Origin of the sequence: Bacillus sp. FSL M8-0256 (genome assembly GCF_038005765.1) — a bacterium.
Lineage (GTDB): Bacteria > Bacillota > Bacilli > Bacillales > Bacillaceae > Bacillus > Bacillus safensis.
In genome coordinates, this window is the sequence record NZ_JBBOTU010000001.1 from 1217948 (window position 1) to 1236155 (window position 18208).

Annotated in this window: 19 protein-coding genes; 17 read left to right on the top strand and 2 right to left on the bottom strand. The window is 41.5% G+C overall.

From position 1 onward, the window contains the following. Window positions 1–26 precede the first annotated feature (26 nt). The 12 genes from NSQ76_RS06015 to NSQ76_RS06070 all read left to right on the top strand — a co-directional run bounded on the left by NSQ76_RS06015 (window position 27) and on the right by NSQ76_RS06070 (window position 13668). Window positions 27–335: a metal-sulfur cluster assembly factor gene (locus NSQ76_RS06015; RefSeq protein WP_024425066.1), complete on the top strand. Its 309-nt coding sequence runs from the start codon at window positions 27–29 to the stop codon at window positions 333–335. A 122-nt stretch (window positions 336–457) separates the two neighbouring features. Next, window positions 458–1903 (top strand): FAD-binding oxidoreductase, encoded by a 1446-nt coding sequence (locus NSQ76_RS06020; RefSeq protein ID WP_341052995.1) that lies wholly within the window; start codon window positions 458–460, stop codon window positions 1901–1903. Then, window positions 1900–2448, top strand: coding sequence for an MFS transporter (locus tag NSQ76_RS06025; protein ID WP_133743997.1), 549 nt, complete (start codon window positions 1900–1902; stop codon window positions 2446–2448). The genes NSQ76_RS06020 and NSQ76_RS06025 overlap by 4 nt, the downstream gene beginning before the upstream one ends. Window positions 2449–2585: 137 nt before the next feature. Continuing rightward, on the top strand, window positions 2586–3623 hold the full coding sequence (argC, locus tag NSQ76_RS06030; RefSeq protein ID WP_341055764.1) for an N-acetyl-gamma-glutamyl-phosphate reductase: 1038 nt from the start codon (window positions 2586–2588) through the stop codon (window positions 3621–3623). 22 nt (window positions 3624–3645) lie between these two features. Then, complete coding sequence (gene argJ, locus NSQ76_RS06035; RefSeq protein ID WP_341053002.1) at window positions 3646–4866, top strand: bifunctional ornithine acetyltransferase/N-acetylglutamate synthase; 1221 nt, start codon at window positions 3646–3648, stop codon at window positions 4864–4866. Window positions 4867–4880: 14 nt separating this feature from the next. Continuing rightward, window positions 4881–5657 carry an acetylglutamate kinase gene (argB, locus tag NSQ76_RS06040; protein WP_025093396.1) on the top strand — a complete coding sequence of 259 codons (777 nt, stop codon included), beginning with the start codon at window positions 4881–4883 and terminating at the stop codon, window positions 5655–5657. Beyond that, on the top strand, window positions 5654–6805 hold the full coding sequence (locus tag NSQ76_RS06045; protein ID WP_341053005.1) for an acetylornithine transaminase: 1152 nt from the start codon (window positions 5654–5656) through the stop codon (window positions 6803–6805). Before argB ends, NSQ76_RS06045 begins: the two co-directional genes overlap by 4 nt. A gap of 70 nt (window positions 6806–6875) precedes the next feature. Continuing rightward, window positions 6876–7937, top strand: coding sequence for a carbamoyl phosphate synthase small subunit (locus NSQ76_RS06050; RefSeq protein ID WP_024425061.1), 1062 nt, complete (start codon window positions 6876–6878; stop codon window positions 7935–7937). Further along, window positions 7930–11010: a carbamoyl phosphate synthase large subunit gene (locus tag NSQ76_RS06055; RefSeq protein ID WP_341053008.1), complete on the top strand. Its 3081-nt coding sequence runs from the start codon at window positions 7930–7932 to the stop codon at window positions 11008–11010. Before NSQ76_RS06050 ends, NSQ76_RS06055 begins: the two co-directional genes overlap by 8 nt. Beyond that, window positions 11007–11957, top strand: a complete 951-nt coding sequence (argF, locus tag NSQ76_RS06060; protein ID WP_280149687.1) for an ornithine carbamoyltransferase — start codon at window positions 11007–11009, stop codon at window positions 11955–11957. The genes NSQ76_RS06055 and argF overlap by 4 nt, the downstream gene beginning before the upstream one ends. A gap of 102 nt (window positions 11958–12059) precedes the next feature. Next, entirely contained in the window at window positions 12060–12239 is a 180-nt protein-coding gene (locus NSQ76_RS06065; RefSeq protein WP_008348517.1) for a YjzC family protein, read from the top strand. Between the two features lie 163 nt (window positions 12240–12402). Next, window positions 12403–13668, top strand: a complete 1266-nt coding sequence (locus tag NSQ76_RS06070; RefSeq protein WP_280149686.1) for an MFS transporter — start codon at window positions 12403–12405, stop codon at window positions 13666–13668. A 111-nt stretch (window positions 13669–13779) separates the two neighbouring features. Here NSQ76_RS06070 and NSQ76_RS06075 read toward each other — a convergent pair whose 3' ends face one another. After that, window positions 13780–13974, bottom strand: coding sequence for a YjzD family protein (locus tag NSQ76_RS06075; RefSeq protein ID WP_003211779.1), 195 nt, complete (start codon window positions 13972–13974; stop codon window positions 13780–13782). Between the two features lie 212 nt (window positions 13975–14186). On the opposite strand from NSQ76_RS06075, the gene NSQ76_RS06080 reads away from it, so the two are divergent. The 4 genes from NSQ76_RS06080 (at window position 14187) to NSQ76_RS06095 (ending at window position 16840) form a co-directional block, all read left to right on the top strand. After that, window positions 14187–14927 (top strand): hypothetical protein, encoded by a 741-nt coding sequence (locus NSQ76_RS06080; protein ID WP_280149685.1) that lies wholly within the window; start codon window positions 14187–14189, stop codon window positions 14925–14927. A gap of 73 nt (window positions 14928–15000) precedes the next feature. Further along, on the top strand, window positions 15001–15576 hold the full coding sequence (locus NSQ76_RS06085; protein ID WP_024426490.1) for a hypothetical protein: 576 nt from the start codon (window positions 15001–15003) through the stop codon (window positions 15574–15576). 91 nt (window positions 15577–15667) lie between these two features. Beyond that, on the top strand, window positions 15668–16630 hold the full coding sequence (locus NSQ76_RS06090) for a BMP family ABC transporter substrate-binding protein (RefSeq protein WP_125586506.1): 963 nt from the start codon (window positions 15668–15670) through the stop codon (window positions 16628–16630). Between the two features lie 12 nt (window positions 16631–16642). Further along, the gene (locus tag NSQ76_RS06095; protein ID WP_024425054.1) at window positions 16643–16840 is read left to right on the top strand and encodes a ComZ family protein; all 198 of its coding nucleotides are present in this window, start codon (window positions 16643–16645) and stop codon (window positions 16838–16840) included. Between the two features lie 10 nt (window positions 16841–16850). On the opposite strand, the gene NSQ76_RS06100 is transcribed toward NSQ76_RS06095, so the two are convergent. Beyond that, a complete protein-coding gene (locus NSQ76_RS06100) occupies window positions 16851–17084 on the bottom strand; it encodes a hypothetical protein (RefSeq protein WP_024426489.1) in 234 nt (77 codons plus the stop codon). Between the two features lie 171 nt (window positions 17085–17255). On the opposite strand from NSQ76_RS06100, the gene NSQ76_RS06105 reads away from it, so the two are divergent. After that, a complete protein-coding gene (locus NSQ76_RS06105) occupies window positions 17256–18194 on the top strand; it encodes a beta-ketoacyl-ACP synthase III (protein ID WP_024425052.1) in 939 nt (312 codons plus the stop codon). Window positions 18195–18208: the final 14 nt, after the last annotated feature.

Below are 18208 nucleotides of genomic sequence, written 5' to 3' on the forward strand. Positions count from 1 at the left end.
TACTAATGGAAAAAGGAGTGGATATCATGGATGAAGCATTGAAAGAAAATATTTTAGGCGCCCTAGAACAGGTGATTGACCCTGAGCTGAATGTCGACATCGTCAACCTTGGACTTGTCTATGATGTCGATCTTGATGAGAATGGAAAAGCGGATATCACCATGACCTTAACATCAATGGGTTGTCCTCTTGCACCAATTATCGTGGATGAAGTCAAAAAAGCATTAAGTGATCTTCCAGAAGTAAAAGAAACAGAAGTTCACATCGTATGGAATCCGCCTTGGACACGAGACAAAATGTCAAGATACGCAAAAATTGCGCTCGGTATTCAATAAGCAAAAATAAAAAATGCCTGGTATGAGTTAAACTCATGCCAGGTTTTTTTATGAAAAATTAAGGTGGAGGAGGAGAGTAGCTTGATATAATGGATGTAATTTTATAGAACGGAGTACCTATCATGAAACAAAAATGGCTATGGATCGTTCTTTTGATCGTATATGCTACTGCATTTTTTATATCAATCACTATACGAGAAGGCCAAGTACACAAAAAAAAGGATCTTGAGGCTTTTACTGATGTCAGTCATCTCATGCCTGTCAAAATCAAAAAAGTTGTTCAAGGGAAAGAGGTAGACACGTTAAAAGAAGTATTGAAAGAAGCAAAAGCTAAACACCTGCCGATTTCTATTGCCGGCAAACAGCATAGCATGGGCGGCCACACATATTATGAAAACGGCATCGTGCTCGATATGACGGAATTCTACCAGATTTTAGCGTTTGATCCAAAAAAGAAAACGATTCGAGTTCAAAGCGGTGCTACATGGGATGATATACAAAAATATGTGAATCCATATGGACTTGCTGTGAAGGTGATGCAATCGCAGAATATCTTTACAATTGGTGGATCTTTAAGTGCAAACGCACATGGACGTGACATTCGCTACGGGTCACTCATTGATACAGTACGTTCCTTTAGGCTGTTAAAAGCAGATGGTGAGATTGTCACAGTAAAGCCAGACGATGATTTGTTTTCTGCGGTCATTGGGGGATACGGGTTGTTCGGTGTCATTTTAGATGTTGAGCTTTCTTTAACAAAAGATGAATTATATAAAATGGAGACAACTTCTCTGGGTTACGATGAGTATACGGAGTATTTTCAAAAGCATGTCAAACACAATAAAGAAGTACGCATGCATCTTGCCAGAATCTCCACAGCAAAAACAAATTTTTTGAAAGAGATGTATGTGACGAATTATTCTCTCACTTCAGATCAAGAAATGGAATCATATCAAGAGCTTAAAGAAGATCAACTCGTCATGCCATTAAAATTTATGCTCGGCCTTTCAAGAAGATTTGATATGGGGAAAGATCTGCTCTGGAATTTGCAAAAAAAGTATTTCCTAAGTCAAAATGATCAGCTGATCACAAGAAACAATGTGATGCGGTCTGATTCAGCCTTTTTAGAATATGAAAATGAGTCAGACACAGATGTGCTGCAGGAATATTTCGTCCCAGTTGACCGTTTTCGTGCGTACATCGATGACATGAGAGCCTTTTTACAACAGGAAGATTTGAATCTAATGAATATCACAATACGCTATGTTCAAAAAAATGAAAAAGCGGATCTCTCATATGCGAAACAAGATATGTTTGCCCTCGTGCTTTTAGTGAATTACGGGTTTGAAAAAGAAGAGAAAGCGGAAGCAGAGCGGATCATTCGAAAAATGACAGATATCACGCTGCGGCACGATGGTAGCTATTACTTACCGTACATGCCTTATCAAACGAAGGCGCAAATGAAGAGGGCTTACCCTAAAACCGATGTATTCTTCCAAAAGAAAAAACAAGCAGATCCAGATGGTATGTTTACCAACTACTTTTATGAGAGGTACAATACACAATGAATGCAAAAGCAATGAAATGGTTTGTCTACTCACAAAGTCTGCTGTTTTTCGCCAGCAGTTTGATATTTCCTTTTTACATTCTTTTTATTAAAAATGTTGGATCAAGCTATTCACAGTTTGGACTCGCCTATGGTCTGTTTGGTTTAAGCGGTGCGTTTATTCATTTACTATTAGGGAAACTGCCAGAAACCACCGACAGAAGGATCTTTTTAATCATACATTCGTTTGGTATGGCGTTTCTTTTACTACTTTTTCCGCATATAACAGAAGTGGGGCAAGTGTATATAATCCAGCTTGCACTTGGTGCACTTGGCGGCTTTCAAAAACACGGGGAGAAATTGCTTGTTACTGATCTCACAACAGAGAACAAACGAATGAAAGAAGTCGGTCACTATCATTTTTGGACAGCCCTATTTTCATCCATTGCCATTATGCTTGGCGGCCTGTTTGCTGATTTCTTTACCGTTTACTTCATTTTTTATGCAAGCTCCATATTATATTTATGCAGTGCACTCATGGTCCTCTATATCAAAAACGAAAGATAAATCCGCATGTCTCATGAAGATATGCGGTTTTTTTGTTGAAAAAAAATGAAAACAAATATTAAATATACAATTGAATTAATTTTTATACATGTTATAATGTTAAATAATTTCACAAAGATCAAGAGGGTGTATTGACGTTGAAAATAGGTATTATAGGTGCTACAGGATACGGTGGTGCGGAATTGGTTCGTATCTTCAAGCATCACCCGCATGTGGAGGAATGTATATTGTATTCATCAAGTGGTGATGGGCAATCATACAGTCAATCTTATCCGCATCTAACAACGATTACTGACCAAACATTAAAAGCCATTGACCCGGCTGCCATTGTGCGAGAGACAGATGCTGTGTTTTTAGCGACACCAGCAGGCGTATCAAGCGAACTGACGCCAAAGCTTATGAATCAAGGAGTGCCGATCATTGATTTATCAGGTGATTTGCGCATTCAAGATGGAGCAACCTATGAAGCTTGGTATAAACGAAGGGCAGCGGATACAGCATCTGTTCAACAAGCGGTGTACGGTTTATCCGAACTGAATCGTGACAAAATTCAACAGGCTGAAGTGATTGCCAATCCGGGCTGCTTTCCTACCGCAGTTCTTCTCGGTTTAGCACCGCTCATCAAACAGAATGTCATCGATGAATCCATGATTATAATAGATGCAAAAACAGGGGTGTCCGGTGCCGGACGATCTGCCTCACTTGGCACGCATTTTTCAGAACTAAACGATAACTTTAAAATTTATAAGGTGAATGAGCATCAGCATACGCCAGAAATAGAGCAAATATTAAGAGAATGGAACTCGCAGACGGCGAACGTCACATTTTCTACGCATCTTGTCCCGATGACAAGAGGGATTATGGCGACGATGTATACACAATTAAAAACAGATGTCACAAAAGAAGAATTGATGAAGCGAATGAAAGACTTTTATGAAGATTCCTATTTTGTCAGAGTGAGAGATCACGGCGTTTATCCACAAACGAAAGAAGTATACGGCAGTAACTTCTGTGATATTGGCTTTCATTTAGATGAGCGAACAGGGAGAATGACAATCGTGTCGGTCATAGACAATCTCATGAAAGGTGCGGCCGGTCAAGCGGTTCAAAACTTCAACATCATCAAAGGCTTACATGAAGAGGCGGGCCTCACAATGACACCTCTTTATCCATAAGAGAACAGGGGAGACAACAAACATGATCGAATTGAATGAAAAAAGCATTGTCAAAATAGATGGTGACGTATCATCACCAAAAGGCTTTGAAGCAAAGGGGATTCACATTGGCTTGCGCTATTCAAAAAAAGACCTTGGCCTCATCGTCAGCGAAGTGCTAGCAGCAAGTGCAGCGGTCTACACACAAAGTCACTTTCAAGCTGCGCCTCTCAAAGTCACACAACAAAGCTTAAAAAAGACAGGACAATTAAAAGGTGTCATTGTCAATAGTGCCATCGCCAATGCATGTACTGGTGAGCAGGGATTAAAAGATGCATACGACATGCAGGCAGCCTGTGCAGATATGTTAGGTGTAGCACCTGATTATATTGCTGTTTCTTCTACAGGTGTCATTGGGGAATGTCTTGAGATGGATAAAATCAAAAAGGGCATCGCCGAGTTAAAAGAAGCAAAAGCCGAAAAAGGCCATTTTGAAGAAGCGATCTTAACGACAGATACTGTCATTAAAAATACAGCATACACCCTTACGATAGACGGAAAAGAGATCATCATTTCAGGCGCAGCAAAAGGCTCTGGCATGATTCACCCGAACATGGCGACAATGCTTGGCTTTGTCACAACAGATGCAAATGTCGAACAGGAAGCCTTACAGCAAGCGCTTCGTGACATTACGGATGTGACCTTTAATCAAATTACCGTCGATGGAGAAACTTCGACAAACGATATGGTGCTTGTGATGGCAAATGGAATGGCACAAAACAATGCACTCAATGAAGAGCATCCAGAGTGGCCATTGTTTAAAGAAGGATTAAAACTAGCTTGCGAGGATTTAGCCAAAGAGATTGCGAGAGATGGAGAAGGCGCAACCAAATTAATTGAAGCAAAAGTCGCTGGTGCTAAAAATAACTTGGAAGCAGGCATCATTGCAAAAAAAATCGTTGGTTCAAGTCTTGTTAAAACCGCTGTATATGGTACAGATGCCAACTGGGGCCGAATCGTTGGAGCCATTGGTCATAGCGCAGCTTCCGTCACACCGGAAGAGGTAGAAGTCTATTTAGGCGGACAATGTTTATTCAAACACAATGAACCGCAGCCATTCTCAGAAGAGGAAGCAAAAGCATATCTAGTGCAGGATGAGATTACGATTTTCATTCAAATGAGTGAGGGGAATGGTGAAGCAGCAGCATGGGGCTGTGATCTTACCTATGATTATGTGAAAATTAACGCGAGCTATCGCACATAAAGAAGGAGATAGACATGAATAAAACGATCGTGTTCAAGTGTGGAGGCAGTGTCATTCGAGAACTTTCAGATACATTTTATGAAAATGTCCGCTCACTTCAAGCTGCTGGATTTAAGCTGGCTATCGTGCATGGCGGAGGACCTGAAATCACCGACATGCTGCAAAAATTAGAAGTGAAAACAGAATTTGTTGACGGTCAGCGTAAAACAACGAAGCCTGTGCTAGAGGTAGCCGAAATGGTTCTCTCAGGAACAGTCAATAAATACTTTGTGTCAGAGCTCGCAAAGCATGATATATCATCTGTCGGCGTATCCGGTAAAGATGGGCAGATGCTTGTCGCCGATTTCCTTGATCAAGACGTTTACGGGTACGTTGGTGAAATCAAAGAAGTTCATCCAGAAATGGCAGAAGCACTCATGGAGAAACAATTCATTCCTGTGATTGCGCCGCTGTCTATGACGGAAGAATGCCAAACCTTAAATGTGAATGCTGATTTAGCTGCATCAGCTGTCGCCGGAGCTATGAAAGCTGATAAGCTCATGTTTGTCACAGATGTTGAAGGCATTTTAAAAAATGGTGAACTATTAGATGTCGTCACAGAACAAGAAGCCCTTTCACTCATTGATGAAGGCATTATTTCCGGGGGAATGATTCCAAAAGTACAATCCGCTTTGAGTGCTTTATCAGGTGATGTAGATGAAGTGATGATCGTAAATGGCAAAGGCAGTATCTTTACAGGAGAAACCTTTAAAGGAACAAGAATCGTGAAACAAAAGGAGGCGGTCCTGTGAGTCATCTTTTTCAAAACTATGGACGGTGGAATGTTGAAATTAAAGAGGCAGCAGGTTCTTGGGCAATCGATACAAATGGAAAAAAATATTTAGACTTTATACAAGGCATTGCTGTTACAAATTTAGGTCACAATCACCCAAAGGTCAATCAAGCCATTAAGGAACAGCTTGACCACGTCTGGCATGTATCGAATCTATTTGAAAATGGACTGCAAGAAAAAGCAGCAGAAAAGCTGGCAGCAAACAGTTCAGGGGATCTCGTGTTTTTCTGTAATAGCGGGGCAGAGGCAAATGAAGGTGCCATTAAATTAGCACGTAAAGCGACTGGGAAAACAAATATCGTCACATTTTTGCACTCTTTCCATGGGCGCACGTATGCTGGTATGGCTGCCACAGGTCAAGATAAAATCAAAACTGGCTTTGGCCCTATGCTAGAAGGCTTTCACTACGTACCGTTTAATGATCCAGACGCTATGTCAGCCTGTGCAGTCGATGATGTGGCAGCGGTGATGCTGGAGGTTGTGCAAGGTGAAGGTGGAGTGAATCCAGCGACACCAGCATTTCTTGAAGCCGTTCAAGCATTTTGCAAAAAGCATGAAGCACTGCTGATTGTAGATGAAATTCAAACGGGCATCGGTCGTACAGGAACAGCATTTGCGTACGAAAAGACGTGTCTTGACCCTGATATTATCTCAGCAGCAAAAGGGTTAGGAAACGGCTTTCCAGTTGGTGCAGTCATAGGGAAAAAAGCTCTAGGAGATGCATTCTCTCCAGGTTCACATGGTACAACATTTGGTGGGAATATGCTCGCCATGGCCGCTGTGAATGCGACACTCGATGTCATTTTCAAAGAAGAGTTTCTTTCAGAAGTGAAAGAAAAGGGTGATTACCTGTTAGAAAAGCTGCAAAATGTCAAACAGCTGAATATCGTAAAAGAAGTGCGGGGAAAAGGATTGATGGCAGGTATTGAATGTGATCAGCCAGTTGCCGGCTATATCACAGCTCTTAGAGAACAAGGGCTGCTGGTGCTTCCAGCTGGTCCGAATGTCATTCGTTTATTACCTCCGCTGAATGTGAAGAAAGCAGAGCTGGATCAAGCGATCGAAGCAATTGTTCAAGTATTAGCCAATAAAACAGTTTCGGTGTAAATTTTTTTACAAACGAACGTATAAAAATACATTTGTATCATTAATTATTCAATTTTGGGGTGACATAAGCATGAAAGGTTATTTAAATTTAGAAGATGGAGCCTCTTTTGAAGGAGATCTGACAGGAGAAGCTGGCATCACAGGTGAAGTGGTCTTTTTTACAGGTATGACAGGTTATCAAGAGGTGCTCACAGATCCTTCCTATAAAGGTCAGATCATTGTTTTCACATATCCGCTGATCGGAAATTACGGCATTAACCATGAAGACTTTGAGAGCAAGAAGCCTCAAGTAAAAGCGGTGGTTGTGTACGAGGCAGCAGAGCATTTTTCACATCATCTTGCAGCGGTCAGCTTAAAAGATTATTTACAAAAGTGGAATATCCCGCTTCTGACACATACAGATACGCGCGCAGTCGTGCAAAACATCCGGGCAAATGGAACGATGAACGCTGTGCTCAGTGTAGACGAAAACGAAACACCGCCTGCAATGAAACAAGACAATGTCGTCGCACAGGTGACAGATAGTGAGATTTACACACAAGGCAGCGGTGAGGAACATGTGGCGCTCATTGATTTTGGCTTTAAAAAATCAATTGCAGATTCGCTTGCAGCACGCGGCTGTAAAGTAACCGTCATTCCATATAAACAAATGGAAAAGGTATTTGAGATCAAGCCGGATGCGATCCTCTTGTCAAACGGACCTGGAGACCCGAAAACCATGACACCGTATTTAAAAACAATTCATGACATCATGATGTCATTTCCGACACTTGGGATCTGCCTAGGTCACCAATTAATCGCTCTTGCACTTGGCGGAGATACGTATAAGCTGCCATTTGGCCACAGGGGAGCGAATCACCCTGTCCAGGATACAGAATCCAAACGTGTCTTTATGACAAGTCAGAACCACAGCTATGTTGTGAATGAAAAAAGCATGAATGACAAAGAAGTGGATGTGAAATTCCTTCATGTCAATGATGGATCTGTAGAAGGATTCATTCATAAAGAAAAGCTGATTATGTCAGTTCAATTTCATCCAGAAGCACACCCAGGGCCTGCTGAAAGTGAATGGGTATTCGATGATTTTATTGAGAAAGTGAAACAAGCAAGGAGAGAAGTCGCACATGCCTAAAGATCAAAGCATACAAACCATTCTAGTCATCGGGTCTGGTCCAATCATCATTGGTCAGGCAGCAGAATTTGATTACTCAGGAACACAAGGATGTATGGCCTTAAAAGAAGAAGGCTACAAAGTCATCTTAGTGAATAATAACCCAGCAACCATTATGACAGACGAGTCATTTGCTGATGAAATCTATTTTGAACCGCTTTCAGTTGATTCAGTGACAAGAATCATTGAAAAGGAAAAACCAGATGGTCTTTTAGCCAACCTTGGCGGACAGACGGCTTTAAACCTTGCTGTCGAGCTGGAAAAAGCCGGTGTGCTGAAAAAGCATGGGGTGACCCTGCTCGGAACGTCAGTTGAAACCATTGAAAACGGTGAAGATCGAGAGAAATTCCGTGCTCTCATGAAGCATTTGAACGAACCTGTGCCAGATAGTGAAATTGTGGATAGTGCGGAAGATGCTCTTCAATTTGCAAAAGAAGTCGGCTTCCCAGTTATCCTAAGACCAGCATACACACTTGGCGGTAAAGGCGGCGGAATCGCTCTAACAGAAGAGGCGTTTAAGCCGCTCATTGAAGGAGCTCTTTTAGCGAGTCCAATTCACCAGTGTTTAGTTGAAAAAAGCATAGCTGGCTTTAAAGAAGTTGAATATGAGGTCATGAGAGACCGTCAAAATACGTGTATCACGGTATGCAACATGGAAAATATCGATCCAGTTGGTGTGCATACAGGAGACTCGATTGTCGTTGCACCTTCCCAAACATTAACAGATCAGGATTACCAAATGCTCCGTTCTGCAAGCTTGAAAATCATTTCAGCGCTGGATGTAGTCGGTGGCTGCAACATCCAATTTGCCCTTGATCCACTCAGTAAAGAATACTTTGTCATTGAGGTGAATCCTCGGGTCAGCCGTTCTTCCGCTCTTGCATCAAAAGCAACAGGCTATCCGATTGCGAAAATGGCAGCTAAGCTTGCGGTGGGTTATACGCTAGACGAATTGAAAAACCCTCTCACAGGCACAACCTATGCTAGTTTTGAGCCGGCACTCGATTATGTTGTCGTGAAATTCCCGCGCTGGCCGTTTGATAAATTTAAACAGGCAGATCGTCAATTAGGCACAAAAATGAAGGCCACTGGCGAAGTCATGGCGATTGATCGGAATTTAGAGTCAGCCATTCAAAAAGCAGTTGCATCACTTGAAATTAAAACGAAGGGCTTCCACCTTCCAGAACTGAAAGAGCAATCGACAGAACAATTATTTGAACTCATCAAAACACCAGACGATCGCCGGTTTTTCGCTGTTATGGAGCTTCTTTCAAGACAAGAAACGGTTGAAACGATTCATCAAACGACGAAAATTGATCGATTCTTCTTACATGTGTTCCAGAATATGATTACGCTCGAACAAGAATTGAAAGATCATAAGGGGACGCTATCAAAAGATACCTTGAAAAAGGTAAAGGAAAAGGGTTTCCTTGATGAAACGATTGCTCTTCTTACGGGTCACACGGAAGAGTCAATCAGGCAGCTTCGTCAAGAATACGGCATTGCTGCTTCATTTAAAATTGTTGACACATGTGCGGCGGAATTTGATGCAAAAACGAATTACTTCTATTCCACCTACTTCGGCAAAAGCGATGGTGAACATCAAGAAAAAACAAAGCAGCGTGCACTCATCATTGGCTCTGGTCCGATCCGAATCGGGCAGGGGGTCGAGTTTGATTACAGTGCCGTTCATGGCGTTCTGACCTTGCAAAAGCTTGGATTTGAAACCATCATGATGAACAACAATCCAGAAACAGTCAGTACTGATTATGAGATTGCCGATCGTTTATATTTTGAGCCGATTACATTAGAGCACATCCTAAACGTTGTGGAAGCAGAACAGATTGATTTTGTCATTGTCCAATTTGGCGGACAGACTGCGATTAACGTCGCAGAAGGCTTGGAAAAAGCCGGTGTCACGTTGTTAGGTACGTCCTTTGATACGCTGGATGCACTTGAAGACCGTGATTTATTCTATCAGCTTCTTGATGAACTGAATCTTCCTCACGCAAAAGGAGATACGGCTCATTCAAAAGAAGAAGCACTCGTACATGCGAAAAGCATCGGTTTCCCTGTATTAATTCGCCCATCGTATGTCATTGGCGGAATGGGAATGATCGTTGTTCAGTCAGAAGCACATTTGGCGTCACTGCTTGATCAGCCAGATCATTTGCCATACCCAATCTTAATTGATGAGTACGTCACTGGAAAAGAAATTGAAGTCGATCTTATTTCTGACGGAAAAAAGGCGTTCATTCCAACCATCGTAGAACATATTGAGAAAGCGGGCGTGCACTCAGGTGACAGCTTTGCCATTTTACCAAGTATCTCAATCAGTGAAGACATCAAACAGCAGGTGTATACCGCGTCTGAACAAATAGCGAAGAAATTAGCGTTCAAGGGCATTATGAATATCCAATTTGTCATCAAAGGGGATCAGGCGCTTGTATTAGAAGTGAATCCGAGGGCAAGCCGGACTGTACCAGTCGTCAGTAAGGTAATGGGCATTGATATGATCCCAATGGCCACTCAATTATTAGCTGGTGCATCGCTTGAAGAACTAAACCCTGCAACGAAAAACAAAGGGGGGACAGCGGTCAAATTCCCAGTGTTCTCATCACATGCCATTCAAGATATCGACCTCAAGCTGACACCTGAAATGAAAGCGACAGGAGAAGGAATGTGTGTAGGCAAGAACGCCGAAAGCGCCTTGAAAAAAGTGTTTGCGCCGATCTGGAAGCAAAAAGGAAGCCTCTTTATACAAGGCAGCGATCAATTGATAGATGAAGCGAAGCATGCAGGCTTTGACGTCTGGACTGGCAGCTTTGAATCTTGGCTGCAGAATGAAGATAAATCCCTTCATATTCATTTAGGAGAAGATGAAGAGGCAAAAGAGCAGCGTGTAAAAGCACTCACACACGGCGTTCAAGTCCTAACCGAATATGAAACAGTTCAAGCATTCCTGCAAGGGAAAAATGGAGATGTATCACCAGTATCGCTCCATGAATTATATAAAAAGGAAGTGACGGCATGAGTCAAGTCGACGTGCAACCGGCATTATACGGAAAAGACTTTTTATCATTAAAAGATTTCTCAATCCATGAGATTGCTTATTTAATTGAAAAAGCGGAAGAAATGAAACAAAACCCATATCAAGATTTATTCAAAGGAAAAACGTTAGCGATGATCTTTGAAAAATCTTCAACTAGAACCCGTGTCTCGTTTGAAGCGGGGATGACGCAGCTAGGAGGACATGCGCTCTTCCTCAGCTCAAATGATTTGCAAATTGGCAGAGGAGAAACCATCAGTGATACAGCGCAGGTGCTGTCTGGTTATGTCGACGGTATTATGATTCGAACCTTTGAACATGAGAAGGTTGAAGAGCTTGCACAATACGCGTCTATTCCAGTCATTAATGGATTAACCGACTACTCACATCCATGTCAGGCGCTTGCTGATTTATTAACCATTAAAGAAACAAAAGGTACTTTAAAAGGAATCAAAGTGGCCTATATCGGTGACGGAAATAACGTGGCGCACTCCTTAATGGTCGGCTGTGCGCAGCTAGGCTGTGACATTGCGGTTGCATCACCAAAAGGCTATGAACCACTTCAAGAAGTAACAAACACTGCCCGTGAGTTTGCAAAACAATCAGGCGCAGAAGTGACCGTGACAACAGATCCTGTTGCAGCTGTAAAAGATGCAGATGTTATTTATTCAGATGTGTTTACAAGCATGGGACAGGAAGCAGAAACTGAGAAACGTCTTGCTGAATTTAAAGAATATCAAGTCAATGACGAACTGATGAGTCATGCAGCAAAGGACTATATTTTCCTTCATTGTCTCCCGGCACATCGCGGGGAAGAAGTGACAGCAGATATTATTGACGGGCCGCACTCAAAAGTATTTCAACAGGCAGAAAACCGCCTGCATGTGCAAAAAGCGTTAATGAAAGAACTTATGTATCAACCATCCAAATAAATCCAAGTGTCCCTGACTCGTATGAGCAGGGACTTTTTGCATAAAGGATTGGAGAGCCAAGGGACGGGACATAATAACATCAATCGAGAAAGGAGGATGAAAATGGGTCAGCAGCATCAGTTTAAATCAGGGAATAAAGCACCGAATAATGGTGTGTATATCGAGATCGGCGAAACTGGAAGTATGGTGAAAGATCCTTTAAAGATTAAGCTTAAAGCAGGCGATGTCTTTCCTGATAACTCGAACCATAATCGTGTTTGGACCTACCAAAGAAAGCCGTAAGCAATTGACTAAGAGTCAGCAGGAATAAGACTTTAGAGGCATGTGTCATGCCTCTTTTTTCTTTATAATAAAAAACAATTAAGTTCAAATTTTCAAATAAATAGTATGAAAAAAAGAGAACTTAAGGTAAAATATGTAATATATTGTTGAAAGGATTTGTGTGATGGAAAAGATGAATCTCAGTGAAAGTGTTTGGAATAAACGCTTCACCTCATTATTCATATCAAGACTCATTAAAAACACAGGGGAAAGTTTTGCTTTTACATCCGTCCTTTGGCTATTGATTTTAAGAGGGGATGGAGCGCTCGGTACAGGACTTCTTCTAGCAGTAACTGTTCTCCCTTCATCTTTGTTAGCCCCAATATTAGGACCTCTTATGAAAAAGCACCATTTGTCTAAATGGATGTTCGCTTCAGATGTTGTTCGAGCAACAATTGTACTCATTATTCCACTTCTGCACTTTTCGCATCTATTGCCTCTATGGTTATTGATTTCATTAATGGTTATTCAATCGGCAACAGGTGCAGCTTATAATCCAGCTTCGGTGGCAATCTTACCGCAGATTGTTCCAAAGCATCTCATTCAAAAAGCAAATGCAATCCTGCAATCTTCTTTTGAGATTGTTGCACTTGCAGCAGTCATGGTGGCAGGTCTTTTGGTTAAATTAATTGGACCTGCAGATACTCTGCTGATCACCACTGCTTTATTTGTGATTTCTGGTCTGTTTATTATCGGGGTCAAACTAAAGAAAACTGATGAAGAAGAAGCAGCGGGCATTAAACAAGCGAAGAATACATATTTGTATAACTTAAAAAGAGGTTTTCTCGTTGTCAAAAACCATCACATTTTATTTGCGCTCACGCTGTATTGTATCTTAATGAATGTCGCAGCAGCTCCGTGGCAGGCACTGTCAGCGGTATACGTAGCAGAAGCGCTGCAAAGCGACTCCATGGTGTATTCCATTTTAAGAGGTGTTGCCGCAGTTGGCGCGTTTATGATGGGCTTTGCTCTGGCAAAAGTGAAAATTAAGAGGTTTGGTTTGTTCTTTATTGTCGCTGGCATGATTGAAGGGGCTGCATTCTTTATTACAGGGATGAGTACATGGCTGCCGGTTGTTCTGCTTGCTTCCTTTATTTTCGGAGCTGCTGTCAGTGCGATCAATGTGCCGGAAATGGTCATTATTCAAACCTCTGTTGACCAAGAGGATCAGCCGCAAGTATATGCTGTGATCAATGCCTCATCAAATGTCTTTCTCCCGCTTGCAGCTGTCGTATCAGGCGTCCTGGCAGAAAGATTTGGAGCGGGACCTGTCATTGCTGGCGGAGGAATCCTTGAAATTTTATCAGGTATCGCGATCTTCCTGTTTACAGGGCTTGCGAAAAGCCATTTGACAGAGGACAAACAGAAGTCCGAAACCGTCGAGGTATAAACAATAAAAACCCCCTGTATGTTTAAGGCAGGGGGTTTTAGTGTGCCGCAATCACTCTGAAAAAAAGAAAAAAGAGCTAAACATCAATTTAGCTCTTTTTCACAAGTCATATTAAGAATGTTTTGTTGAACTTTCCGTTTCTTTCATTGGACTTACTTCAGCAAAGATGAATAAAATAACCGTAAACACAACTGCAAGAATGGAAGTGAGCGTAAAATCATAAGCAGCTCCATTCATAGAGGCAACGATGTAACCAGCCATATGTGTCAGCAGAAAAGTCCAAATGAGGGTGATAATATAATGCATAATCCCACCGTCCTTTATGTAACAATCTATTGATTATCATACCATAGATGCAAGTGAAGGGAAAAGACTGTTTTCCGCCTTTATGTGACCATTTTGAGACCTTCTGCTATAAAAATAAAAAGAATTCTTCTGTCTTTAGGGGATTTCCTTATTCCTACAAGAGTTGTTGTTCATATCATAGAAAGCAGAATCACTGAAAGGAGGCTGGCCATATGGGTGTAAGCGAACGTTTTTTCCAGCTTGGTTCCCAGTGGAACATCATTCACCTTCCTCAAAAACCAAATGGCTTTGGCATTCTAATCCTCGGTGACCGAAATCACTTTGTGCAGGAGAATACATCATTCTGGCTTCAGCATTATGGAAGAAACCAGCTTTTAACTGCCTTAAAGGATGAAGGATATACATTGTTTAATAGTCATCTTCATGGGAATCACTGGGGATGCGAAGATGCTGTTTTTAGCGCCAAGCAGCTCGTGCATCACACACTAAAACAAGAAATATTAAACCGGGAAATTCATGTGCTCGCAGAGGGAATGGGTGCACTTGTTGCCATGAGCCTTGCTGAGGAGATGCCTGAAGTACTAAGGTCCATTGCGATGGTGAATCCATGTCTGAATCTGGATGCACAACGACACAGAGAAAAGGAACACAAATTCTTTTATAAGCAGCTGCTCAAAGAGTTAGCAGAGAGCTATGGCTGTTCTGAAAAGGAAGCTGAAACGTATCCACTGCCTTCTTGTCCTGTTCATTCTGCTCATGTGCCGATTCATATATGGCAAAGGCTAAACGGCGCACCTTATGCATATGAACTTCACGCAAAGCCTTTTATTGATCAGCATATGAAAAATCCAGAACATTGTCAGGTCGATCTCACGCTGCATATGTTTGATCATCCGAGAAGAATCTTTCAATCCATTCACAAGTTTTATAAATCGCATGAAAGAGAATTGTGATGAATAGGATGATAACAGCCCTTCATAGAAAGGGCTCTTCTTTTTATTCGATATTAAAAAAGGGGACATGAACATGGAAACAGGACTGATCATAGGGGCAGATGAGTTTTTTGGCCTGACACTTTGTGAATATATGATGAAAGAGGGCATTCAAGTGGATATCACGCGTCCTCATGATCTTAAAGAAGAACAAAAGGCACTGTTAGAAGAGCGGATGATGTGGCTGGGCAGAAATGATCTCGTTCGTGTCATTGACCTTCAGGATAGCAAGGACACGTATGACCTCATTTTTATTCAATCAGAGGAACCGCATAACAGGCAGAAAGACATCAAAGCAGAGCATGGCATGTACCAGATTCTTTATGAAAAACCTGAAAACGAATCAGCGAAACAGAATGTGCCGGCAGTTATTCTTCCTCGCATGTTCGGACCATGGACACTCAATGAAGATCAAACAAAGCGTGCAGATTCACTTTTTGTAGAAGATGTGGCAAAGGAATTGTTACAATGGGCATCGGACACAGGTCAAAGACAGGACATGACGTATGAATTGAAGGTAGAAAGCCAAACAGATGACAAACAAGCAGAAGACATGATTGCAGAATGGAAAAGACAAAACTCAACATTTTTCGACAAAAAGCAAGAATGATCTTCCATCTTATCTTTTTTCAGTATAAAATAAACCTATATTTAACATACAGGTTCATCACTGCATGTTGTAAAAGGGAGTTGAACATGGCATGAAGTACCAGCGGCTTGTCATGATCTTTTCGTTCCTTCTTCTATTATCTGCCTGCTCGCAGGCGCCTTTAAAAGGAAAAATTGAGAAGGTGGGTTTACTCGTCCCCGATACGATCAATGATCAAGTTTGGGGAACGAAAGGTTATAAAGGCTTATTAAGTATCCAATCAACATTTGGTGTAGATGTTTATTATAAGGAAGGAATGGTCGACAAGGAGAAAATCGTTGATGCCATTGAAGAATTCCATAAAAAAGGAGTCAATTTGATTATTGGCCATGGCAATGAATACAGTGAAATTTTTAACTTGATCAGTGAAGATTATCCAAACATACAATTTATTACGGTCAATGGAAACAAGCCTCAGGCGGGCAATGTCACAAACGTGACGTTTAAAGGTGAAGCGATGGGCTTTTTCGGAGGCATGACAGCTGCACATATGTCAAAAACAAAAAAGATTGGTATTCTTGCTACATATGATTGGCAAAGTGAAGTAGACGGCTTTATCAAAGGAGCAAAATATCAAGATGAACATGTACAAGTATTAGCAGAGTTTGTCGAAAACTGGGATGATGCTGACAAAGCGGTGGAGCTCTATCAAAAATTAAAAAAGCAGGGCGTTGATGTTGTGTATCCAGCAGGTGATGGTTATAATATCCCTGTCATTGAACAAATCAAAGCCGATAATTTATCAGCGATCGGGTACGTCACCGATCAATCCAACCTCGGCAGCCATACAGTTTTAACGAGCACTGTACAGCATGTTGATAAAGCGTATAGTATCATTGCAAAGAAGTTTAATGAAGGCAAGCTAAATGAACAAGATGAGTACTCCTTTGATTTTAAAGAAGGAGTGGTCGAGATGGGGAAATTTAGTTCCACCATTGACGACGCTTTTGTGAAAGACATTGAAAGTGATATTGCGTCATACAAAAAAACAAGTAAACTGCCAAATGAAAAGTGAGGAGACGACGACATGCAGCACGAAAAATCGATGGAATTTTTACAAATTGCCATGAAGTATTTTCCGCAGGCGAAGGAAGAGTTAGATAAAGCAGGGATTCAGCTTGAGCCTGAAGCACTTCAGCCGCTTCTAACATTATTTACATCTGTCATGCAAGAAGCATACGAGCTTGGAAAAGCAGATGCAGAATCAGAAAAAGCCACAGAATAGTGGCTTTTTTTTATGATAATTTTTTCTTGAAGGCACTAATCATAGGACCAACATCTTTAAACACAGGCTTCAGCTCATCGATGGAGTTCATAATGTTCCCAATTTGATTCATGACATGCATGTAGTCAATTGAGTCCTCACTTGAAGATGTCTCCGCACGTTCCTCCTTTGCCTCTGTCTTGCTTTTCTCCTTTTCAAGCGGCTGTCCAAACATCATTGCTGAGAAAATATCTTTTTGCGCCATATCACATGTTCCTTTCTACTATTGGTATATATCATTAATCTATGAAAAAAGTGAGAGGAAAGGTTAGACGTTTGTATTGCCAAGAAGAAAAAAATAAGGTAAAATTAGTACCAGATACTAATATAAGATCACAATATCACATGCTCGTATGAGTAAAAGGAGTCTTATTCAATGAATGCTGGAATTATTGGCCTTGGCCGCTATATACCTGAAAAAGTATTAACAAATCATGATTTAGAAAAAATGGTTGAAACTTCTGACGAGTGGATTCGTACTAGAACAGGTATAGAAGAAAGAAGAATTGCATCTGATGATGTCAATACATCTCATATGGCGCTTGCTGCTGCAAAAAAAGCATTAGCTGACGCAGATGTGGCTGCAGAAGATATCGATATGATTCTTGTGGCGACAGTCACGCCAGATCAAGCATTTCCGACAGTTGCTTGTATGATTCAAGAGCAGCTCGGTGCACATAAAGCATGTGCAATGGATATTAGCGCTGCGTGTGCTGGCTTTATGTATGGGCTTGTTACTGGAAAACAATTTATCGAATCAGGAACTTACAAACACGTGCTTGTCGTCGGTGTTGAAAAGCTTTCTCGTATTACCGACTGGGATGACCGCAATACAGCTGTTTTGTTTGGAGATGGAGCTGGAGCTGCTGTGCTGGGAGAAGTCAGCGAAGGTAAAGGAATTCTATCATTTGAACTTGGAGCAGATGGAAGCGGCGGGAAGCACTTGTACTTAGATGAAAAAGATCATACAATCATGAATGGACGAGAAGTATTTAAATTTGCTGTAAGACAAATGGGCGAGTCAAGTGTAAATGTCATTGAAAAAGCTGGACTATCAAAAGAAGACGTTGATTTCTTGATCCCGCATCAAGCAAATATTCGCATTATGGAAGCAGCACGCGAACGCTTAGAGCTTCCAGTTGAAAAAATGTCGAAGACTGTCCATAAATATGGAAACACATCAGCAGCATCCATTCCAATTTCACTATGTGAAGAAATCGAAGCCGGAAAAATTCATGACGGCGATGTGATTGTAATGGTTGGTTTTGGTGGCGGATTAACTTGGGGCGCAATCGCTATGCGATGGGGCCGATAAAAGAGTGGGGTGCA

Coding starts and splice junctions, on each gene's coding strand:
- NSQ76_RS06015 (WP_024425066.1), top strand. CDS start 27: ATGGATGAAGCATTGAAAGAAAATATTTTAGGCGCCCTAGAACAGGTG.
- NSQ76_RS06080 (WP_280149685.1), top strand. CDS start 14,187: ATGGGTGTAAGCGAACGTTTTTTCCAGCTTGGTTCCCAGTGGAACATC.
- NSQ76_RS06050 (WP_024425061.1), top strand. CDS start 6,876: ATGAAAGGTTATTTAAATTTAGAAGATGGAGCCTCTTTTGAAGGAGAT.
- argF (WP_280149687.1), top strand. CDS start 11,007: ATGAGTCAAGTCGACGTGCAACCGGCATTATACGGAAAAGACTTTTTA.
- argB (WP_025093396.1), top strand. CDS start 4,881: ATGAATAAAACGATCGTGTTCAAGTGTGGAGGCAGTGTCATTCGAGAA.
- argJ (WP_341053002.1), top strand. CDS start 3,646: ATGATCGAATTGAATGAAAAAAGCATTGTCAAAATAGATGGTGACGTA.
- NSQ76_RS06025 (WP_133743997.1), top strand. CDS start 1,900: ATGAATGCAAAAGCAATGAAATGGTTTGTCTACTCACAAAGTCTGCTG.
- NSQ76_RS06070 (WP_280149686.1), top strand. CDS start 12,403: ATGGAAAAGATGAATCTCAGTGAAAGTGTTTGGAATAAACGCTTCACC.
- NSQ76_RS06105 (WP_024425052.1), top strand. CDS start 17,256: ATGAATGCTGGAATTATTGGCCTTGGCCGCTATATACCTGAAAAAGTA.
- NSQ76_RS06100 (WP_024426489.1), bottom strand. CDS start 17,084: ATGGCGCAAAAAGATATTTTCTCAGCAATGATGTTTGGACAGCCGCTT.
- NSQ76_RS06055 (WP_341053008.1), top strand. CDS start 7,930: ATGCCTAAAGATCAAAGCATACAAACCATTCTAGTCATCGGGTCTGGT.
- NSQ76_RS06090 (WP_125586506.1), top strand. CDS start 15,668: ATGAAGTACCAGCGGCTTGTCATGATCTTTTCGTTCCTTCTTCTATTA.
- NSQ76_RS06020 (WP_341052995.1), top strand. CDS start 458: ATGAAACAAAAATGGCTATGGATCGTTCTTTTGATCGTATATGCTACT.
- NSQ76_RS06095 (WP_024425054.1), top strand. CDS start 16,643: ATGCAGCACGAAAAATCGATGGAATTTTTACAAATTGCCATGAAGTAT.
- NSQ76_RS06065 (WP_008348517.1), top strand. CDS start 12,060: ATGGGTCAGCAGCATCAGTTTAAATCAGGGAATAAAGCACCGAATAAT.
- NSQ76_RS06085 (WP_024426490.1), top strand. CDS start 15,001: ATGGAAACAGGACTGATCATAGGGGCAGATGAGTTTTTTGGCCTGACA.
- NSQ76_RS06075 (WP_003211779.1), bottom strand. CDS start 13,974: ATGCATTATATTATCACCCTCATTTGGACTTTTCTGCTGACACATATG.